Below are 18,272 nucleotides of genomic sequence, written 5' to 3' on the forward strand. Positions count from 1 at the left end.
CCCATGGCTCGGGCTCGCAGACTGACGCTGATCCGGCACGCGAAGGCGGAAGACCCGCGGTCGGCCGAGGACCACGAGCGATCCCTCACCCAGGCCGGTGCCGCGGACGCGCGCTCGCTGGGGCATTGGATGAAGGCGCAGGGTATTTCGCCGTCCCAGGTGTTCTGCTCGACGTCGGTGCGCACTCGCGAAACGTGGGCCGGTGTAGTGGACGCCAGCGGCATCGGAGGGCTGGTGGAGAACGACCGACGGATCTACCTGGCGCATCCGCAGACGCTTCTCGAGGTGCTGCGGGAGGCCAGCGAGCACACCAGTGATCTCGTGCTGGTCGGGCACTCGCCCGGGGTTCCGCTTCTTGCGGCGCTGTTGGCCGATGGTCACGGTGAGGATTCTGCGCTCGCTGCTCTGGCGGAGGGATTTCCCACCTGCACGGCCGCCGTCTTGGCGGTCGAGGTGGATTGGATTGACCTGGCGCCGGGGACGGCCCGACTGACGGCGCTGCACACCGCAAGGGCTTAGCGCTTTACGAATTCTTTACTGTGGATAACCCCAAACGGCTCGTCTGCCGCCAGCAGAATGGCGGGACCTGGACGACTGCAGGGAGGGGATGTCGTGCTTGGGACGGGGAATGGTCGTTGCGTACGTGCGCTCACGTGCTCGGCGATCATGCTCACGGTGGTCACCGGCGTTGCTGGTTGCGGGGGAAGACGGGCGCAGGGGGCTCGTCCGTGGCAACCAGCACGCCGGCGACTGCGTCAAGCACACCAGCGGCATCGCCGACATCGACTGTGTCATCTGCTTCCAGTACGCCGACCGTTGCGTCCACGGGGAACCCCGCGTTGGGGATCAACGGCTTGCCGGATGCTGCGAAGCAGAAGACAACCGACGGTGCGATCGCGTTCGTGAAGTACTACGTGTCAGTGATCAATCAGGCCTATCAGCATCCGCAGACCGGTCTCTTGGAGCCGTTTGCGCTTGAGTCGTGCAAAACCTGCGACCGCTGGGAACAGAGCGTCGCTCAGCTAGTTCGTAACAACCAACATGCGGACGCTGCGATCTTTCCTGAAGTGGACGGGACGGAGATCGTGGCCGACCTACTCGACCTTCAGCCCCCTCGGTCCACGTGCAAGTTGCATTTGGTCCTGGTTCCTTCAGTTATGTCGACAGTTCAGGCAAGAAGTTGAGGTCAGTGTCTGGTGACGCCACGAAGATGGTGTTTCCCGTCGCTTGGTCCGAGTCCGGTTGGCGCGTTCAAAAGGCGCAGGATGCGGCCCAGTAACCGGGCCCTTCCGGCCCTCGCGGTAGCAATCACGGTGCTATTGGGGAGTACTGGTTTTGCTAGCGCAGAGGGCCCTCCGCCACCGTGTGACCGAGGATGTAGCGACCTGTATGGCGACAGCGCCTACACAGGGATGACGGCAGCGCAGACCAAGGGCCAACCGGCAGACGTTGAGAAAGACGTCGTCGAGAACGGCACGAAGGTCCGCAAACGGGTGCCTCTGGTCTACTCCGTTCCGCTGAACTGCCCGGGCAATGGCCCGGAGGACAACGACGGCGGCAGTGCGTGCGGGTCGGCGATCAGCGGCTGCCTTTACGTGCCCGACGCCAGCGGTCCCTACGTCAAGATCTACCGGCATCCCGCGGACGAGACCGCGCCCGTCAACTGGGAGTACGTCGGCACCACCTGCTACACCTCACTGCTACCCGGGGAGCCGACCGGCCACAACTGACGATGGCGATGATCGTCAAGGAGTGGAAGCAGACCCCGTTCGCCAAGCCCGGCCTGTCCATCCAACCGGTCAACAACCGCACCCTGGTGACGCTGCCGACCTACTTCTCGCTCGTGTGGCCGCAAGCGGGGTATCAGCCCGGGGAGGTCCGCGCCACCACCTTGCTCGGTCACCGTGTCGAGATTCGTCCCACGTTCAAGGCCAACAACTTCCGGTTCGGTGATGGCGCAGCCAGCGGCCCGACGCAGAGCTTCGGCGGGGCCTACCCGAGCGGCGACATCACCCACGCCTACGACGATCCGGGCACCTTCACGGTCGGCGTGAGCACGACGTACGGCGGCCAGTTCCGGGTCGACGGCGGCGACTGGGCGGACATACCCGGAACCGCCACCATCGCCGGTCCGACGCAGCAGGTGCAGGTCCTGACATCGACCAACCGGCTGGTTCGCTAGGCGCGTGCTGCGAGGTACTCGTGCTCGCTCGGATAGAGCACCTGCGCATCCAGCACGCGCCTGGCCTGTTCGCGGTCACCGGTGACCGCCCGGAACGCGTCGAGCAAGGTGATGTCGTGGGATGGCCGGGACACCGTCACGACGTCCCCGGCAGTGATTCGTCCGGGTGCCTGCACCGACAGGTAGGCGCCGGTGCGCCCGGCCTCGGTGAATCGGCGTACCCACTGCTTCTCGCCCATCCGCGCCGCGAAGGTGGCGCACGGGATCCGCGGTACTTCCACACGCAGCACCACCGGCCCGATCGTCCACTCTTCACCGATCAGCGCGTTGGTGAGGTCCAGCCCGCGGGTCGTCAGGTTCTCGCCGAACAACCCTGGCCCGAGCGAGCGACCCAGTTGCGCCGCCCACCAGTCGTAATCCTCTAGGGCATAGGCGTATACGGCCTGTGCGTAACCACCGTGGTGTTTGCGACTTCCGATGCCGTCGTCGACCACCCCGCTGCCCAGACCGCCCTTCTTGGGTCCCGGGTCGCGTACGTCGATGTGCCGGGCCGGGTGCTTGTCGATGGCGGTGCGTCCGCGCACCCCGGGCAACGTCGTGACGACGCCGAGATTGACCGAGAGGATTTCGCCGTGCAGCACCCTTCGAGGGTAGCTGCGGATGCCTAGACTCACGACATGAGCGACGAAACACCGGACATCAAGCCCCGCAGCCGGGACGTCACGGACGGTCTGGAGAAGACCGCGGCTCGGGGGATGTTGCGAGCAGTGGGTCTGACCGACGACGACTTCGCCAAACCCCAAGTGGGAGTGGGGAGTTCGTGGAACGAGATTACCCCGTGCAACCTGTCGCTCGACCGTTTGGCGAAAGCCGTGAAGGACGGTGTGTTCGCCGCCGGCGGCTATCCGCTCGAGTTCGGGACGATCAGCGTCTCCGACGGCATCTCGATGGGCCATGAAGGAATGCACTTCTCGCTCGTCAGTCGCGAGATCATCGCCGACTCCGTCGAGACGGTCATGAGCGCCGAACGCCTCGACGGCTCAGTGCTTCTCGCCGGTTGTGACAAGTCGTTGCCCGGCATGCTGATGGCTGCCGCTCGTCTGGACCTGGCCAGCGTCTTCCTGTACGCCGGTTCCATCCTGCCCGGCATCGCCACACTCTCCGACGGCTCCGAGAAGCAGGTCACCATCATCGACGCCTTCGAAGCGGTCGGTGCGTGTGCGGCCGGGCTGATGTCGCGCGACGACGTCGACGCTATCGAGCGGGCCATCTGCCCGGGCGAAGGTGCCTGCGGCGGCATGTACACCGCCAACACGATGGCTTCAGTGGCCGAAGCGATCGGCATGTCGCTCCCCGGCAGTGCCGCACCGCCGGCGACCGACCGGCGACGCGACGGGTTCGCCCGCAAGTCGGGCGAGGCGGTCGTCGAGCTCCTGCGCAAGGGCATCACCGCTCGCGACATCATGACCAAGGAAGCCTTCGAGAACGCCATCGCCGTCGTGATGGCGTTCGGCGGATCCACCAACGCCGTGCTGCACCTGCTGGCCATTGCCCACGAGGCGGACGTCGACCTGGCGATCGACGACTTCGCCCGCATCGGCGCCAAGGTCCCGCATCTGGCCGATGTGAAGCCGTTCGGCGCGTTCGTGATGACCGATATCGACCGGGTCGGAGGAGTGCCCGTCGTGATGCGGGCACTGCTCGATGCGGGCCTCCTGCACGGTGACTGCCTCACCGTGACCGGCAGGACGATGGCCGAGAACCTCGCGGACATCGCTCCACCGGACGTCGATGGCAAAGTCCTGCGGGCCATGGCTTCGCCGATCCACCCCAGTGGCGGCATTACGATTCTCAAAGGCTCCCTCGCACCCGAAGGTGCCGTGGTGAAGTCGGCCGGTTTCGACAACGATGTATTCGAAGGCACCGCACGGGTTTTCGACGGTGAGCGCGCTGCAATGGATGCCGTGGAGGACGGTTCGCTGAAGTCCGGGGACGTGGTCGTCATCCGCTACGAAGGTCCGAAGGGCGGCCCGGGGATGCGCGAGATGCTTGCCGTCACCGGTGCGATCAAGGGCGCCGGGCTGGGCAAGGACGTGCTGTTGCTGACCGACGGCCGCTTCTCCGGAGGTACGACGGGCCTGTGCGTGGGTCACGTGGCTCCCGAGGCCGTTGACGAGGGCCCTATCGCCTTCGTGCGGGACGGCGACCGCATCCGCCTCGACGTCGCCCAGGGAACCCTCGACCTGCTGGTCGACGAGGCAGAACTGGCCGATCGGCGTACGTCGGGTGTCCGGCACCCGGAGGCCAAGTACACCCGCGGGGTGTTGGCCAAGTACCGGAAGTTGGTGGGCAGCGCGAGCGGTGGGGCTGTCTGCGACTGACGAGGAGCGAGCGCGCAGGTGTCGCGAGCGCAGCGAGGGGCGCCGGAGTGCGAGGTCGAGGAGGTGCAGCGAGGGTTCTGCGACTGACGAGGAGCGAGCGCGCAGGTGTCGCGAGCGCAGCGAGGGGCGCCGGAGTGCGAGGTCGAGGAGGTGCGGCGAGGGTTCTGCGCCTGACGGGAGCGAGCGTGCAGGTGGCTCCGATTCTTGGATCGGGATGCACCGTGAAAGGTGCTTGTGAGGTGAAATGCGTTCCAAAAGGTGTCGAGGCAACTGGGGGGCAAGCACGGTTTCCCGGATGGTGAGATGGTCGTCTCATCATGTTGACCCCGAAGCGGGCCGGGGATCACACTTACGAACATGGCACGCATTCTCGTACTCCGCAGGCGCGCAAGCTGATCCGATCAGCAAGCGCGCCTACCCTCACTGCCCCAGCGGCTGAGGGTTTTTTTATGCCCCGCGAGCGCCATACCGACCTAGAAGCCCAAGAACAGGTGACCACCGTGACGAATGTGCAGGCCCCCAAGGCGGCGACCCGCATCCCGAGCCCGGCGCAGGTGACGCCCTTGCAGCACAAGGCGCGCGACCGTAGCGCCAGCGATGTCAACCAGCAGCAGCCGGACACCGCGCCCACCCCGCCCATCGAGGTGACGGGCGCCCAGAGTCTGGTCCTGTCGCTGGAATCGGTCGGTGTCGACACCGTATTCGGCATCCCGGGCGGCGCGATCCTGCCGGCGTACGACCCGCTGCTGGACTCGGTGAAGGTCCGCCACATCCTGGTCCGTCACGAGCAGGGCGCCGGCCACGCGGCGGAGGGGTACGCCGCTGCCACCGGCAAGGTCGGTGTCTGCATGGCCACCTCCGGCCCGGGTGCCACGAACCTGGTCACCGCGATCGCCGACGCGTTCCTGGACTCGGTGCCGATCGTGGCCATCACCGGCCAGGTGAACTCCAAGACCATCGGGACCGACGCCTTCCAGGAGGCCGACATCCGCGGCATCACAATGCCGGTCACCAAACACAACTTCCTGATCACCAACGCCGACGAGATCCCATCCGCGATCGCCGCGGCGTTCCACATCGCATCGACCGGCCGACCCGGCCCGGTCCTGGTGGACATCAGCAAGGACGCCCTGACGGCCAAGACCACCTTCTCCTGGCCGCCGCAGGTGGATCTGCCGGGCTACCGCCCGGTGACGCGTCCGCACCCCAAGCAGATCAAGGCGGCCGCGGAGATGATCCGTGCCGCGAAGAAGCCGGTCCTCTACATCGGGGGAGGAGCGATCCGCTCGGGGGCCAGCGAGTCTCTGAAGGAGCTCGTGGAGCTCACCCAGATCCCGCTGGTGACGACGCTGATGGCGCGCGGCGCCGTGCCGGACACCCACCCGTTGCATCTCGGGATGCCCGGGATGCACGGGTCGGTTCCGGCGGTGACCGCATTGCAGAAGGCGGACCTGCTGATCACTCTCGGTGCCCGGTTCGATGACCGGGTGACCGGTGACCTCGCGTCCTTCGCGCCCGGGGCGAAGGTGATCCACGCCGACATCGACCCGGCCGAGATCAGTAAGAACCGCCAGGCCGACGTGCCGATCGTCGGTGACATCGACGAGGTCGTGCGGGAGCTGATCGCTGCGCTCAAGGATGACGTCGACCCCGCCCGCTACACCGCCTGGCGGGAGCGGACCACGGGATGGAAGCGCGACTTCCCGGTGGGTTACACCACACCGGAGGAAGGTCTGTCACCCCAGTACGTCATCGAACGCATCGGCGCCCTCACCGGCCCGGACGCGACGTACGTTGCGGGTGTCGGTCAGCATCAGATGTGGGCCGCCCAGTTCGTCGACTACGAACGACCCAACTCGTGGTTGAACTCCGGCGGAGCGGGCACCATGGGCTACTCGGTGCCCGCCGCGATGGGCGCCAAGACCGCTGAACCGGACCGCACGGTCTGGGCGATCGACGGTGACGGCTGCTTCCAGATGACCAACCAGGAGCTCGCGACCTGCGTCATCAACAACATCCCGATCAAGGTCGCGATCATCAACAACTCCAGCCTCGGCATGGTGCGCCAGTGGCAGACGCTGTTCTACAACGAGCGCTACTCCAACACCGACCTGCACACCGCGATCGGTGCCCGGGTCCCGGACTTCGTGAAGCTGGCCGATGCGTACGGTTGTGTCGGGCTGAGGTGCGAACGTCCCGAGGACGTCGATGCCACGATCCAGAAGGCGTTGGAGATCAACGACGTCCCGGTCGTCATCGACTTCGTCGTCGAGCGCGACGCCATGGTGTGGCCGATGGTGCCGGCCGGCGTCAGCAACGACATGGTCACCGTGGCCCGCTCGATGGCCCCGGTGTGGGACCGCGAATCCGAAGGTGAGGACGACTGATGGCCAAGCACACGCTCTCGGTGCTGGTGGAGAACAAACCCGGTGTGCTCGCCCGGATCGCCGGGCTGATCTCCCGCCGTGGCTTCAACATCGACTCGCTCGCGGTGGGCGAGACCGAGCACACCGAGATCTCCCGGATGACAATCGTCGTGGACGTCGACGAGCTGGTCCTGGAGCAGGTCATCAAACAGCTCAACAAGCTGGTCGAGGTCCTCAAGGTCGTCGAGCTGGAACCCGACGCCGCCGTGCAACGCCAGATCGTGTTGATCAAGGTGCGCGCCGACGGTACGACGCGTGGCCAGATCCTGGAGTTGACCCAGATGTTCCGTTGCAACGTCGTCGACGTCACCGCCGACTCGGTCGTCATCGAAGCGACCGGGGCGCCGAACAAGCTGATCGCATTGCTTGAGGTCCTCGAGCCGTACGGCGTGAAGGAACTCGTCCAGTCCGGCCTGGTGGCCGTCGGGCGAGGCACGCGATCCATCACCGACCGCGCTCGCAAGAGCGCGTGAACCACCTAACCAACACCAAGGAGTACCAAGCTGTGGCTGAAATGTTCTACGACGACGACGCCGATCTGTCGGTGATCCAGGGCCGCAAGGTCGCGATCATCGGTTACGGCAGCCAGGGCCACGCGCACGCCCTCAACCTGCGCGACTCGGGCGTCGACGTCCGGGTCGGTCTGCGGGAGGGCTCCAAATCTGCCGAGAAGGCGCAGGCCGAGGGGCTGCGCGTCGTACCCGTCGCCCAGGCGGCGCAGGAAGCCGATGTCATCATGATCCTGGCCCCCGACCAGGTGCAGCGGATCCTGTACAAGGAGGACATCGAGCCCAACCTGCAGCCGGGTGACGCGCTGTTCTTCGCGCACGGCTTCAACATCCGTTTCGGCTACATCACCCCGCCCGAGGGTGTCGACGTCGCGATGGTCGCGCCCAAGGCTCCGGGCCACACCGTTCGCCGCGAATTCGTCGACGGCCGAGGTATTCCCGACATCGTGGCCGTGGAGCAGGACGCCTCCGGCAAGGCCTGGGACCTCGCGTTGTCCTACGCCAAGGCGATCGGCGGCACCCGCGCCGGCGTCATCAAGACCACCTTCACCGAGGAGACCGAGACCGACCTGTTCGGTGAGCAGTCGGTCCTCTGCGGTGGCGTGTCGCACCTGGTCCAGGCCGGGTTCGAGGTGCTCACGGAGGCCGGTTACCAGCCGGAGATCGCCTACTTCGAGGTGCTGCACGAGCTCAAGCTGATCGTCGACCTGATGTGGGAGGGCGGTATCGCCAAGCAGCGCTGGTCGATCTCCGATACGGCCGAGTACGGCGACTACGTCTCCGGTCCCCGCGTCATCGACGCCGGCGTGAAGGAGCGGATGGAGGGCGTGCTCGCCGACATCCGCAGCGGTGCCTTCGCCGAACGGTTCATCGCCGATCAGGATGCCGGTGCGCCGGAGTTCCTGAAGCTGCGTGAAGCCGAGGCCGGTCACCCGATCGAGGCCACCGGTAAGAAGCTGCGCTCGCACTTCTCCTGGTCCGGCAGCCGCGACGAGGACTACGTCGAAGGCTCGGCAGCTCGCTGAGCCACCGCTCGTAGCGGCCGTCTGCCACCCTCCGCGGTGGCAGACGGCCGCACTGCGTTGAGGTGCCTGACGGCGGGCAGGGCGACGATCGGGGTCGCGGCGATGCCGTTGAACCCGTTGGCCGTGACGGCGGTGTACGCGCCCATCGTCGGGCTGACGATACGGTCGCCGGGTTCAAGGGGCGGCAGCATGATGCCGGCGGCGACGACATCGATGGAGTCGCACGTCGGGCCGGCGAGGACCGAGGTCGCCATACTGCCCCATACCGGCGGGCGCATCGGCGGTCGCAGGCCTTCCTGCAGGACGTTGCTGTACGAGCCGTGCACCCCGTCGTCGAGGTAGTACCACGGCTGTCCGTTCCGTTCCGCGGAGCCGACGACGCCGCAGACCAGGGTCATGGCCTCGGCGGCCAGGAAGCGCCCCGGCTCCGCGATGACGCGCAACCCGGGCAGGTGCGGCGCGAGCAACGGGGTGATCGTCGCCGCTATCGCGTCGATCGAGGGCACCGGCCGGTCGTAGGCGACCGGGAAACCGCCGCCGATGTCCAGGGTGGTCATCGGCACCCGGTCGGACAATTCCTCCATCAGGTCGAGTGCAGCGGTGACGGCCGCGGCGTACGCAGCGACATCGCACTGCTGGCTGCCGACGTGGAAGGTGAGTCCATCGACCGTCAGACCGGCTTCGTGGGCGGCGAGTACGAGGTCGCGGGCAAGGGCTCGGGAGGCGCCGAACTTCGCCGACAGGTCGATCTGCGCCGCACTGCTGTCCACGGCTAGCCGGATCAGGACGGACACGTCGTACTGCGCGAGCTTGTCCACTTCTCCGGCTGCGTCGACCACGAAGGTGCGCACTCCGCACCCGACGGCGTACCGGATGTCCGCCGGCGATTTGACCGGGTGGGTGTAGAGGATCCGTGAGGCATCCACATGCCGGTCGAGCAGGGCGTCCAGTTCGCGCACGCTCGCCACCTCGAACGATGCGCCGCAACCGATCAGGGTTTCGATGATCGCCTCGTGCGGATTGGCCTTCAACGCGTAGTGGATGTCGGCGTACGGCAGCGCGCGGCGCAGCTCGCCGTAACGACGGGCGACCGCATCCGGCTCGAGGAACAAGACGGGAGTCCCCTGCAGCGCAAGGGCTTTCGCGACCGCCGGCCGCGCCAGGAACGCGTCCGGCGACAGGTCGGACGGAGCTTGAGCAGGATGGACGGCCCGCACCAACTCCACGCGGCGGTGCCGCCAGCCGAACTTCACGGTCAGCAGGTACGACGCCCCGGCCACGCTCCAGAACACCGCATCCGCGGCGTAACTACCGGTAAGGACGCCCCACCCGGTGCTGTGCAGCCCCAGGATCGCTGCCGTCATGAGAGCCGGCCGGATCAGCAGGCTGTCGAAGACCTCCGCCGGGCCGAACTCGGCGCCCAGCAGCAGGACGGTGCGCTGCGCCCGCCGCAGCAGGTTCGGATTCTGCGGAGTCTGCTCGCGCCAGACCGACACGGTGAGGTAGCCATAGAAGCCGAGGTTCTCCGCGACGGTGACGATGCCTGCGAGGAGCCATGGTGACTGCGTCCATTGGGTGCCGAGCCACCATCCGGCGAACATGCCCGCCAACGCGAGCAGTTCGGCTGGCAGGTAACGCCGGACGATTGTCCTGATGCGATGCGTGGTCACACCTGCAGGAGGCGCGATCAGCTCACCGAAATACCAGTGACCTTCTCCAGCGTGGGCATGATCCAGTTCCAAAAGAGCCTGGCGCCGTCGATCGTGTAGTGCACCCCGTCGCTTCGGACCTGCACACCGTCGACCTTCAACGTGGGAGTGCCGTCGGGACACAACGTGCTGGCGACATCGAAGATGTGGACCTGTTGCGGATGCTGCGCGGCGAAGTCGTCGAGGATCTTGTTGACCGCCGTCGCGCGGGCGGGATCGTTGCGGTTGGGGGCCATGTTCTGGCCGTTGACGACGTAGCTGGGCTGGGCGTAGCAGGGCACGTTGGGGATGACGACCTTGGTCGAGCCCAGTTTGCTCAGGCCCAGGTTCAGTCGCGAGGTCAGATAGCTGGCGTATTCCGGCGAGCCGACCTTGAGGGTCTTGCCGTCGACCACGTGGTCGAAGACTTCCCACCCGCCCAGTGACCACAGGATCACGTTGGGTTGTTTGCTCGCGACGTCGGCGGGCCACTTGGCGAACACGTCCTGGCACTGGCTCGGGTCGGGTTTCTGGTCGACGCCGTTGACCGCGATGTGCTGCTGCGCCGTCCCGCAGCCGAAGATGACGTCACCGGTGACCTGGACGCGGGGCCACTCCTTCTGATCGAAGGCATACCCCAGGGAGAACCCCACGGAGTCACCGAGCACAAGCACCTTGATCGCCGCGTCGGGGTTGGTCGTGCCCATATCCGATCGTTGCCCGGCTTTGGCGGTCCCGATCAGGCTGGCGGTGGCCGCGGGCGTCAGGGCGAGCGTGATCGCGGCGGCGACCGGCAGGCACAGCCAGCCCACCGTGATCGCTGCCTTGCGCCCGATCAGCGGCTTCAGGCCACGGCGGCGGATCGGTTGCTCGAGTGCGTAGAACGACAGCGCACCGAGCGCGAACGAGATCGCGAACTCGGTGACGAACAGCACCGGACCGGTGAGGGCGGTGTGCTTCATGAGCAGGAATACCGGCCAGTGGTACAGGTAGAGACCGTAGGAGATCTTGCCGATCCAGGCCCACGGTGCGAAGCCGAACAGCCTGGCGAACGGGCCGTCCTGGTTCAGCTCGACGCTGGCGATCAACGCGCAGGTGCCCAGCACGAACACGAAGAACCCGCCGCCGTAGGTGAAGAACTGATCCTCGCCGAAGGTGAGGAACCACACCACCATCACGGCAAAGCCGACCCCGCCGATGAGGGTCATCAAGCGGGTCCGTTGTTGCGCCGTACGTCGGCTGATCAGGGTCATCCCGCAGGCCAGCGCCGAGCCCAGCAGAAGGTCCTGCGCGCGTGTGTCCGTGCCGTAGTACACCCGGGACGGGTCCTCGCCGGGCACGTACAGAACCCACATCCACAGTGCGGACAGAACGGCCAGCCCCACCAGGGCACCGGTGATGTACCGCAGGTTGGCGCGGGTCAGGGCGATCAGGCCGATCAGGAGCATGGGCAGGATCAGGTAGAACTGTTCCTCGATCGCCAGCGTCCACATGTGCCGGTACGGCGAGGGGTCACCGAACTGCGCGAAGTAGGAATCCCCGGTGGCGATGAACCGCCAGTTCGCGACATAGAAGATCGTCGCCAGACCGTCGCCACGCATACTGGCGACCGCTTCGTCGGACAGGACCCGCGGGCAGACCGCCGCGATCGCGATGACGGCGGCGATCAGTCCGGGCAGCAGCCGGCGGGCGCGGCGTACGTAGAAGGCGACGAGGTCGATCGAGCCCCAGGTCCAGTCCTCCTTGATCAGCAGCCCGGCGATCAGGTAACCGGACAGCACGAAGAAGACGTCGACCGAGAAGAATCCGCCACGCGGCTGCTGGCTGGTGGCGTGGTAGATCATCACCAGCACGATGGCCAGCGCGCGAATGCCGTCCAGGGCGGGGCGGTGGTTGCGTACCGGCCGCTCGGCGGCCGCTCGATGGGCGCCGGGCGTCGAAGACACGTCACCTGTCACGGGTGAGGTCGGCGCTGTGCTGGTCATAGCTACACCATGGTAAGTGGCGCAGGCCACAACCGGCGCCCGGTGCGGGACACTGCCGCCGGCACGTTCGGGAGGTCAGCACGTGTCTCTTATGACGAGACCTGAATATCGAATGGCAAGACGGAGTCCTAGGCTGGAAGCATGTCGAATCCTGCCGAAACCGTGAATCTGGCCGTCATCGCTGGCGATGGGATCGGCCCGGAGGTAGTCGCCGAAGGGTTGAAGGTGCTCGACGCGGTCACCACCGCAAAGGTCGCCCGCACCGAGTACGACCTGGGCGCGCGGCGCTGGCACGCCACGGGGGAGACGCTGCCGGACTCCGTGCTGGAGGAACTGCGCGATCACGACGCGATCCTGCTCGGAGCCATCGGTGATCCCACCGTGCCCAGCGGCGTTCTCGAGCGGCAGTTGCTGCTGCGGATCCGGTTCGAGCTGGACCACTACATCAACCTGCGTCCGGCCAAGCTGTTCCCCGGCGTCGCCTCGCCGCTGGACGTGCAGCGGGTGGCCCCGGACGGTATCGACTTCGTCGTGGTCCGCGAGGGAACCGAGGGTCCGTACACCGGCAACGGCGGCGCCCTGCGCGTCGGCACGCCGCAGGAGCTGGCTACCGAGGTCAGCGTGAACACCCGCTTCGGCGTGGAGCGCACGGTCCGCGACGCGTTCGCCCGTGCGCAGGCCCGCGAGCGCAAACACCTGACGCTGTTGCACAAACACAACGTGCTGTCCTACGCGGGTCACCTGTGGCGGCGCACCGTCGAGGAAGTCGGGCAGGAGTTCCCCGAGGTCACCACGGCGTACGCCCACGTGGATGCGGCGACCATCTATCTGGCCACCGACCCCGGCCGCTTCGATGTGATCGTCACCGACAATCTCTTCGGCGACATCGTCACCGACCTGGCCGCCGCCGTCACCGGGGGCATCGGCCTGGCCGCCTCGGGCAACATCAACCCCGACCGCACCGCGCCCAGCATGTTCGAGCCGGTGCACGGTTCCGCGCCCGATATCGCCGGTCAAGGCAAGGCCGACCCGACCGCGACCATCCTGTCGGTCGCCATGCTTCTGGAGCATCTGGGCCGCATCGACGAGGCTCGACGGATCGAGAACGCCGTGGCCGCGGACCTGGCCAGCCGTTCGGACACGGTCCGCAGCACCAGCGAGGTCGGTGACGCCATCGCCGCTGCCGCGACGCAGGGCTAGTCTTTCGTCATGGCACAGCAGCAGTTCACCGTGACGGAGCGACCCGACCGACTCGCCGAGATGGAGCGGCTCGCGGTGCTCGCCGACCCGGGTTTCGGCAAGACCTTCACCGACCACATGGTGGTCGCTAGCTGGGATCCCGAAAACGGCTGGCACGACTGGCAGGTCAAGCCCTACGGTCCGCTGGAGCTCGACCCGAGCGCGGCGGTGCTGCATTACGCCCAGGAGATCTTCGAGGGACTGAAGGCGTACCGCCACTCCGACGGCTCGGTGTGGACCTTCCGGCCCCAGTCCAACGCTGCGCGCTTCGCGCGTAGTGCCGCGCGTCTGGCCCTTCCGGTCCTTCCCGAGGCGGACTTCATCGAGTCGCTGAAGCAACTGGTCACGATCGACGAGCCCTGGGTGCCCGGCGCCGATGCAGGCGAGTCCAGCCTCTACCTGCGGCCGTTCATGTTCGCCTCGGAATCCTTCCTGGGTGTGCGCCCGGCGCTCGGCGTCACCTACGCGGTGATCGCCTCGCCGGCTGGCGCGTACTTCTCCGGTGGCGTGAAGCCGGTCTCGCTGTGGATCTCCCAGCACTACTCGCGCGCCGGTGTCGGTGGGACCGGCGCGGCCAAGTGCGGCGGCAACTACGCCGCATCTCTGGCTGCCCAGATCGAGGCGAGCGAGCACGGGTGCGACCAGAGCGTCTTCCTGGACTCGGTCGAGCAGAAGTGGATCGAGGAACTCGGCGGGATGAACCTCTTCCTGGTGTACGCCGACGGGCGGCTGGTGACCCCGGCGCTGACCGGATCGATCCTCGAAGGCGTGACCCGCGACTCCATCCTGGAGCTGGCCAAGGACCTCGATCTGCAGCCGGAGGAACGCCGGATCAGCATCGACGAGTGGCGCGAAGGCATCGAATCCGGCCAGGTCACTGAGGCATTCGCCTGCGGGACCGCCGCCGTCGTCACACCGGTCGGCCGGTTGGTCTGGGAGGGCGGCGAGATCTCGATGGGCCCGGAGGGCACCGCTGGCCCGGTTGCCGATCGGATCCGCAGCACGCTGCTGGGCATCCAGAAGGGTCAGTTGGCGGACACCCACGGTTGGTTGACCCGACTGATCTGAGGGTGCTTGGTCACTCCCAGCGAATATGCGCGGGTTGTCGACAGATGCGCGGGCTGTAGAGCGCGCAAACGTTGGTAACCCGCGCGTATCCATTTGTCTTGATTACTGAGACAGCAGGTGCAACTCGTGGACGGCCCTCGACCGGCCGTGCCATGGTGTGAGCGTGTTGACGACCACCGTCATTATCGCGTAGCGCGTCGGATCCTCTCCGGCGCGCAACCTCCCGTTACCCCGGGAGGTTTTTTCATGTCCACCGACACCCCGGGTGGCATGAGGCGACCGGGAGGATCCGACGACACGTGACACATCTGCGACCACCGAAGAAGACAACCAGCATGAGCGACCTGCACGTCTACGACACGACCCTGCGCGACGGGGCCCAGCAAGAAGGTCTGAACCTCACCGCGAGCGACAAGCTGGCCATTGCGACGCATCTGGACGCCATGGGTTTCGGGTTCATCGAGGGCGGCTGGCCCAGTGCCAACCCCACGGACACCGAGTTTTTCGCCCGCGCCCGTGCGGAGCTGACGCTGCACAGCGCCGTACTCGCCGCATTCGGTGCCACCCGGCGAGCCGGCGGACGAGCCAGCGAAGATCCGCAGGTGCTGGCCCTACTGGACGCACAGACGCCTGTGATCACCCTGGTGGCCAAGTCCCACGTACGGCATGTCACGGATGCGCTGCGCACCACCCTCGAGGAGAACCTGGCCATGATCCAGGACACGGTGAGCTTCCTGGCCGCTCAGGGCAGGCGCGTCTTCCTCGACGCCGAGCACTTCTTCGACGGGTACTACCTGGACCGGGACTACGCCCTCAGCGTCGTGCGGACCGCGGCGCAGGCCGGCGCCGAGGTCGTTGCTTTGTGCGACACCAACGGCGGCATGCTGCCGCACCAGGTCGAGGCCGTGGTGGCCGACGTACGGGCGACGACCGGAGCCCGGCTCGGCATCCACGCGCACAACGACACCGGCTGCGCAGTGGCCAATTCCGTGGCCGCGGTGCGGGCCGGCGCCACCCATGTCCAGGGGACGGTCAACGGGTACGGCGAGCGGACCGGTAACGCCGACCTGGTCACCACCGCGGCCGACCTGCAACTCAAACTCGGCTACGACCTGATCGCGCCCGAGGCTCTGTCCCAGGCATTGCACCTCTCGCACGCGATCGCCGAGGTCACCAACATCGCGCCGGCGGGTCGCCAGCCCTACGTGGGCGCTAGCGCGTTCGCGCACAAGGCCGGTCTGCACGCCAGCGCTCTGAAAGTCGATCCCGACCTGTACCAGCACATCGATCCCGCCCTGGTCGGCAACTCGATGCGCACCCTCGTGTCCGACATGGCCGGCCGGGCCAGCATCGAGCTCAAGGGTCGCGAGCTCGGATACGACCTCAGTGACGACCCGGCGCTGCTGGCGCGTGTGGTGGCGCGAGTCAAAGAGCTCGAGCAGCAGGGCTGGACGTTCGATGCCGCGGACGCCTCGTTCGAATTGCTCCTGAGGACCGAAGCCAGCGGTGAGATCCTGCGCTACTTCGAAGAAGAGTCATGGCGGATCCTGATCGACTCGGCCTCGGGTGAGCACGAATCCCTTTCGGAGGCAACGGTCAAGCTGCACGCCGCAGGCCGTCGGCGGGTCGCGACCGGCGAGGGCAACGGCCCGGTGAATGCCCTCGACCATGCACTGCGCGAGGCCCTGGCCGACGCCTACCCGGAGCTGGCGAAGTTCGAGCTGACCGACTTCCGGGTGCGCATCCTGGACGCCGATCGGGGCACCGACGCAACGACGCGCGTCCTGATCACGACCAGTGACGCGCAGAACACCTGGACGACGGTGGGCGTGGCACCCAACATCGTGCACGCCAGTTGGGTCGCCCTGGTCGATTCGTTCAGTTACGGACTGCTGAAGGCCGGGGTCGAGCCGCGGTGAGCGCATCGTCGATGTGCTCGATGAGCCGGTGACGTAGCCGGGTGCTGCGCTGCGCGAAGGCCCTCTGCCGGCGGATGTATTCGGCCTTGCCGTTCGGGGTCTCGATGCACACCGGGTCGTAGCCGAGATCGCGCAGATCGTACGGCGATGCCTCCATGTCCAGGACCCGCACCTCGGTCGCGAGCTCGAAACAGTCGGCGACCAACTCGCTGGGTAGCAGCGGGGTGAGCTTGTAGGCCCACTTGTACAGATCCATCGCCGCATGCAGGCATCCGGGCTGCTCGAGACTGGTCTGTGAATCCCGTTGCAGAACAGTCAGATTCAGGGGTCGTGCAGGTGCGGTGAAGAATCGATACGCGTCGTAGTGCGTGCACCTGAGTTGATGGCTGCGCACCACCTCGTCGGTGCCTTCGCCGCCCAGGCGCAAGGGCCAGTCGGTGTGCCGGATCCCGTCGCGTCCGGCGCGGTACACCATCGCCCACTCGTGCAACCCGAAGCAACCGAATTGCGCCGCCCGGTCCGCAGTGCCGGCCAGCAACTCCCGGACGAACTGCGCGCTCGAGCCGCGGTGGGTCAGGAAGTCCGGCAGGTCGACATACGCCGAGTGCTCACCCTTGGTGTAGAAGCGCCACTGCGCGTGGGGTGCGGCCAGGGGAACTTCGACTCCGGCGCCCGGATGCCACCGGCGCAGTTGGGCCGGCCGGAAGGAGTAGTAGGTGAACAGGAAGTCCGCGACGGGGTGCTTGACCCCTTCCTCACGGCGGGAGAGGTGCTGTGCCACCAGCGCATCGACACGCGCATGGTGGGCCGCCTGTCGTTGCTGCCAGCTGTCCATGGTGATCGGCGCCCATTCTACGGAAGCCGGCTGGCCGGGTTCGGACACGCCACGAGTTGCGGTGACTTACTGTGAGGTAGGCCACAGTGGGTGGCCGATGACTGGAAGGACCGTTGATCCGGTGCGTACTCGCGTGACTTTGATTCTCCTGAGCATCATGGCTCTCGTTCTCGGCACGGCGCTGGTGGCTCCCGGCGCTGCCAACGCCTCGACGCCGAAGGCGGGTTGGTATCTCGCACTGGGTGATTCGCTGGCAGCCGGTTACCAGCCCGGGCAGGGTGACGACAAGACCGGCGGTTACGTGGGCCAGGTCGCTGCCTCACTGCAGGCACCGCTGACCAACCTGGCCTGCTCGGGCGAGACGACCAGCAGCTACCTGGGTAAGACCGCCAACCGCTGCTACCCCGGCAGCAGCCAGGAAGCGGCCGCCGTGGCGTTCCTGGACGCTCACGCGGGAACGGCCGGTGTCATCACCATCGATGTCGGCGCCAACGACGTCGACGGCTGTGTCCCCGGCGGCCAGCTGGACCTGAAATGCATCGGGAACGGCTTGGGCACCGTCGGCACGAACCTGCCGGCGATCCTGTCCACGCTGCGTCAGCACGCCCCGACCTCGCGGATCGTGGTGCTGAACTACTACAACCCGTTCCTGGCGGCGTACCTGCAGTCCTCCACACGGACCGTCGCGATTCTCTCGATGCCGCTGGCCAACGTCCTGAACGGCATCATCGGCATCTCGGCTGCCAGTGTGGGCGGCCGCACCGCAAACGTCGCAGGAATCTTCCAGAGCGACAACATCTGGACCCGCACGACGCTGCCCGGTGTGGGCAGCGTGCCGACCAACGTCGCCCTGATCTGTTCCTGGACCTGGATGTGCGTGCGCGGAGACATTCACGCCAACGACACGGGATACACCAAGCTGGCCACGGCAGTGCAGCAGCAACTGCGCTGATGGGTGTCGGTCCGGCCGGTTCGCACCGGCCGGACTGCGCAGTCGCACCGCGGGGCTCGTAGG

General features: G+C 66.8%; 15 protein-coding genes. 11 read left to right on the top strand and 4 right to left on the bottom strand.

From position 1 onward, the window contains the following. The first annotated feature begins 3 nt into the window (after positions 1-3). From ACFQBT_RS05200 to ACFQBT_RS05215, 3 genes are all read left to right on the top strand, one after another. Entirely contained in the window at positions 4-519 is a 516-nt protein-coding gene (locus ACFQBT_RS05200; protein WP_377820904.1) for a SixA phosphatase family protein, read from the top strand. Positions 520-1,412: 893 nt separating this feature from the next. After that, on the top strand, positions 1,413-1,730 hold the full coding sequence (locus ACFQBT_RS05210) for a hypothetical protein (RefSeq protein ID WP_377820905.1): 318 nt from the start codon (positions 1,413-1,415) through the stop codon (positions 1,728-1,730). Positions 1,731-1,732: 2 nt separating this feature from the next. Next, on the top strand, positions 1,733-2,182 hold the full coding sequence (locus ACFQBT_RS05215; RefSeq protein WP_377820907.1) for a hypothetical protein: 450 nt from the start codon (positions 1,733-1,735) through the stop codon (positions 2,180-2,182). Here ACFQBT_RS05215 and ACFQBT_RS05220 read toward each other — a convergent pair. After that, entirely contained in the window at positions 2,179-2,823 is a 645-nt protein-coding gene (locus ACFQBT_RS05220) for an MOSC domain-containing protein (protein ID WP_377820908.1), read from the bottom strand. The two genes, ACFQBT_RS05215 and ACFQBT_RS05220, sit on opposite strands and share 4 nt — an antisense overlap. Before the next feature lie 36 nt (positions 2,824-2,859). On the opposite strand from ACFQBT_RS05220, the gene ilvD reads away from it, so the two are divergent. The 4 genes from ilvD to ilvC all read left to right on the top strand — a co-directional run bounded on the left by ilvD (position 2,860) and on the right by ilvC (position 8,523). After that, positions 2,860-4,563, top strand: coding sequence for a dihydroxy-acid dehydratase (gene ilvD, locus ACFQBT_RS05225; RefSeq protein WP_377820910.1), 1,704 nt, complete (start codon positions 2,860-2,862; stop codon positions 4,561-4,563). 500 nt (positions 4,564-5,063) lie between these two features. Beyond that, positions 5,064-6,950 (top strand): acetolactate synthase large subunit, encoded by a 1,887-nt coding sequence (locus ACFQBT_RS05230; protein WP_377820911.1) that lies wholly within the window; start codon positions 5,064-5,066, stop codon positions 6,948-6,950. Then, positions 6,950-7,462: an acetolactate synthase small subunit gene (gene ilvN / locus ACFQBT_RS05235; RefSeq protein ID WP_377820913.1), complete on the top strand. Its 513-nt coding sequence runs from the start codon at positions 6,950-6,952 to the stop codon at positions 7,460-7,462. Before ACFQBT_RS05230 ends, ilvN begins: the two co-directional genes overlap by 1 nt. A gap of 32 nt (positions 7,463-7,494) precedes the next feature. After that, the gene (ilvC, locus tag ACFQBT_RS05240; RefSeq protein ID WP_377820915.1) at positions 7,495-8,523 is read left to right on the top strand and encodes a ketol-acid reductoisomerase; all 1,029 of its coding nucleotides are present in this window, start codon (positions 7,495-7,497) and stop codon (positions 8,521-8,523) included. Here ilvC and ACFQBT_RS05245 read toward each other — a convergent pair. Then, a complete protein-coding gene (locus ACFQBT_RS05245) occupies positions 8,496-10,193 on the bottom strand; it encodes a type III PLP-dependent enzyme (RefSeq protein ID WP_377820917.1) in 1,698 nt (565 codons plus the stop codon). The genes ilvC and ACFQBT_RS05245 overlap by 28 nt on opposite strands. Positions 10,194-10,210: 17 nt before the next feature. Beyond that, a complete protein-coding gene (locus tag ACFQBT_RS05250) occupies positions 10,211-12,196 on the bottom strand; it encodes an acyltransferase family protein (protein ID WP_377820919.1) in 1,986 nt (661 codons plus the stop codon). Positions 12,197-12,337: 141 nt separating this feature from the next. Between ACFQBT_RS05250 and ACFQBT_RS05255 the strand changes: the two genes are divergently transcribed. The 3 genes from ACFQBT_RS05255 (at position 12,338) to cimA (ending at position 16,422) form a co-directional block, all read left to right on the top strand. Beyond that, positions 12,338-13,396 carry a 3-isopropylmalate dehydrogenase gene (locus tag ACFQBT_RS05255; RefSeq protein WP_377820920.1) on the top strand — a complete coding sequence of 353 codons (1,059 nt, stop codon included), beginning with the start codon at positions 12,338-12,340 and terminating at the stop codon, positions 13,394-13,396. A 9-nt stretch (positions 13,397-13,405) separates the two neighbouring features. Then, positions 13,406-14,503: a branched-chain amino acid aminotransferase gene (locus ACFQBT_RS05260; protein ID WP_377820922.1), complete on the top strand. Its 1,098-nt coding sequence runs from the start codon at positions 13,406-13,408 to the stop codon at positions 14,501-14,503. A gap of 335 nt (positions 14,504-14,838) precedes the next feature. Beyond that, the gene (cimA, locus tag ACFQBT_RS05265) at positions 14,839-16,422 is read left to right on the top strand and encodes a citramalate synthase (protein ID WP_377820924.1); all 1,584 of its coding nucleotides are present in this window, start codon (positions 14,839-14,841) and stop codon (positions 16,420-16,422) included. Here the strand turns inward: cimA and ACFQBT_RS05270 are convergent. Further along, positions 16,382-17,305 carry a 3-methyladenine DNA glycosylase gene (locus tag ACFQBT_RS05270; RefSeq protein ID WP_377820926.1) on the bottom strand — a complete coding sequence of 308 codons (924 nt, stop codon included), beginning with the start codon at positions 17,303-17,305 and terminating at the stop codon, positions 16,382-16,384. The two genes, cimA and ACFQBT_RS05270, sit on opposite strands and share 41 nt — an antisense overlap. A gap of 85 nt (positions 17,306-17,390) precedes the next feature. Here ACFQBT_RS05270 and ACFQBT_RS05275 point away from each other — a divergent pair, with 85 nt between their 5' ends. Beyond that, positions 17,391-18,209: an SGNH/GDSL hydrolase family protein gene (locus ACFQBT_RS05275; RefSeq protein WP_377820927.1), complete on the top strand. Its 819-nt coding sequence runs from the start codon at positions 17,391-17,393 to the stop codon at positions 18,207-18,209. The last annotated feature ends 63 nt before the right edge of the window (positions 18,210-18,272 follow it).

It is taken from the genome of Branchiibius cervicis, assembly GCF_042661605.1.
In the GTDB taxonomy this organism is placed as follows: Bacteria; Actinomycetota; Actinomycetes; order Actinomycetales; family Dermatophilaceae; genus Branchiibius; species Branchiibius cervicis.

Bases quoted from the DNA above. Each gene is read 5' to 3' on its own strand.
- ACFQBT_RS05200 (WP_377820904.1), top strand. From the start codon at position 4: ATGGCTCGGGCTCGCAGACTGACGCTGATCCGGCACGCGAAGGCGGAA.
- ACFQBT_RS05210 (WP_377820905.1), top strand. From the start codon at position 1,413: ATGACGGCAGCGCAGACCAAGGGCCAACCGGCAGACGTTGAGAAAGAC.
- ACFQBT_RS05215 (WP_377820907.1), top strand. From the start codon at position 1,733: ATGGCGATGATCGTCAAGGAGTGGAAGCAGACCCCGTTCGCCAAGCCC.
- ilvD (WP_377820910.1), top strand. From the start codon at position 2,860: ATGAGCGACGAAACACCGGACATCAAGCCCCGCAGCCGGGACGTCACG.
- ilvN (WP_377820913.1), top strand. From the start codon at position 6,950: ATGGCCAAGCACACGCTCTCGGTGCTGGTGGAGAACAAACCCGGTGTG.
- ACFQBT_RS05250 (WP_377820919.1), bottom strand. From the start codon at position 12,196: ATGACCAGCACAGCGCCGACCTCACCCGTGACAGGTGACGTGTCTTCG.
- ACFQBT_RS05255 (WP_377820920.1), top strand. From the start codon at position 12,338: ATGTCGAATCCTGCCGAAACCGTGAATCTGGCCGTCATCGCTGGCGAT.
- ACFQBT_RS05260 (WP_377820922.1), top strand. From the start codon at position 13,406: ATGGCACAGCAGCAGTTCACCGTGACGGAGCGACCCGACCGACTCGCC.
- cimA (WP_377820924.1), top strand. From the start codon at position 14,839: ATGAGCGACCTGCACGTCTACGACACGACCCTGCGCGACGGGGCCCAG.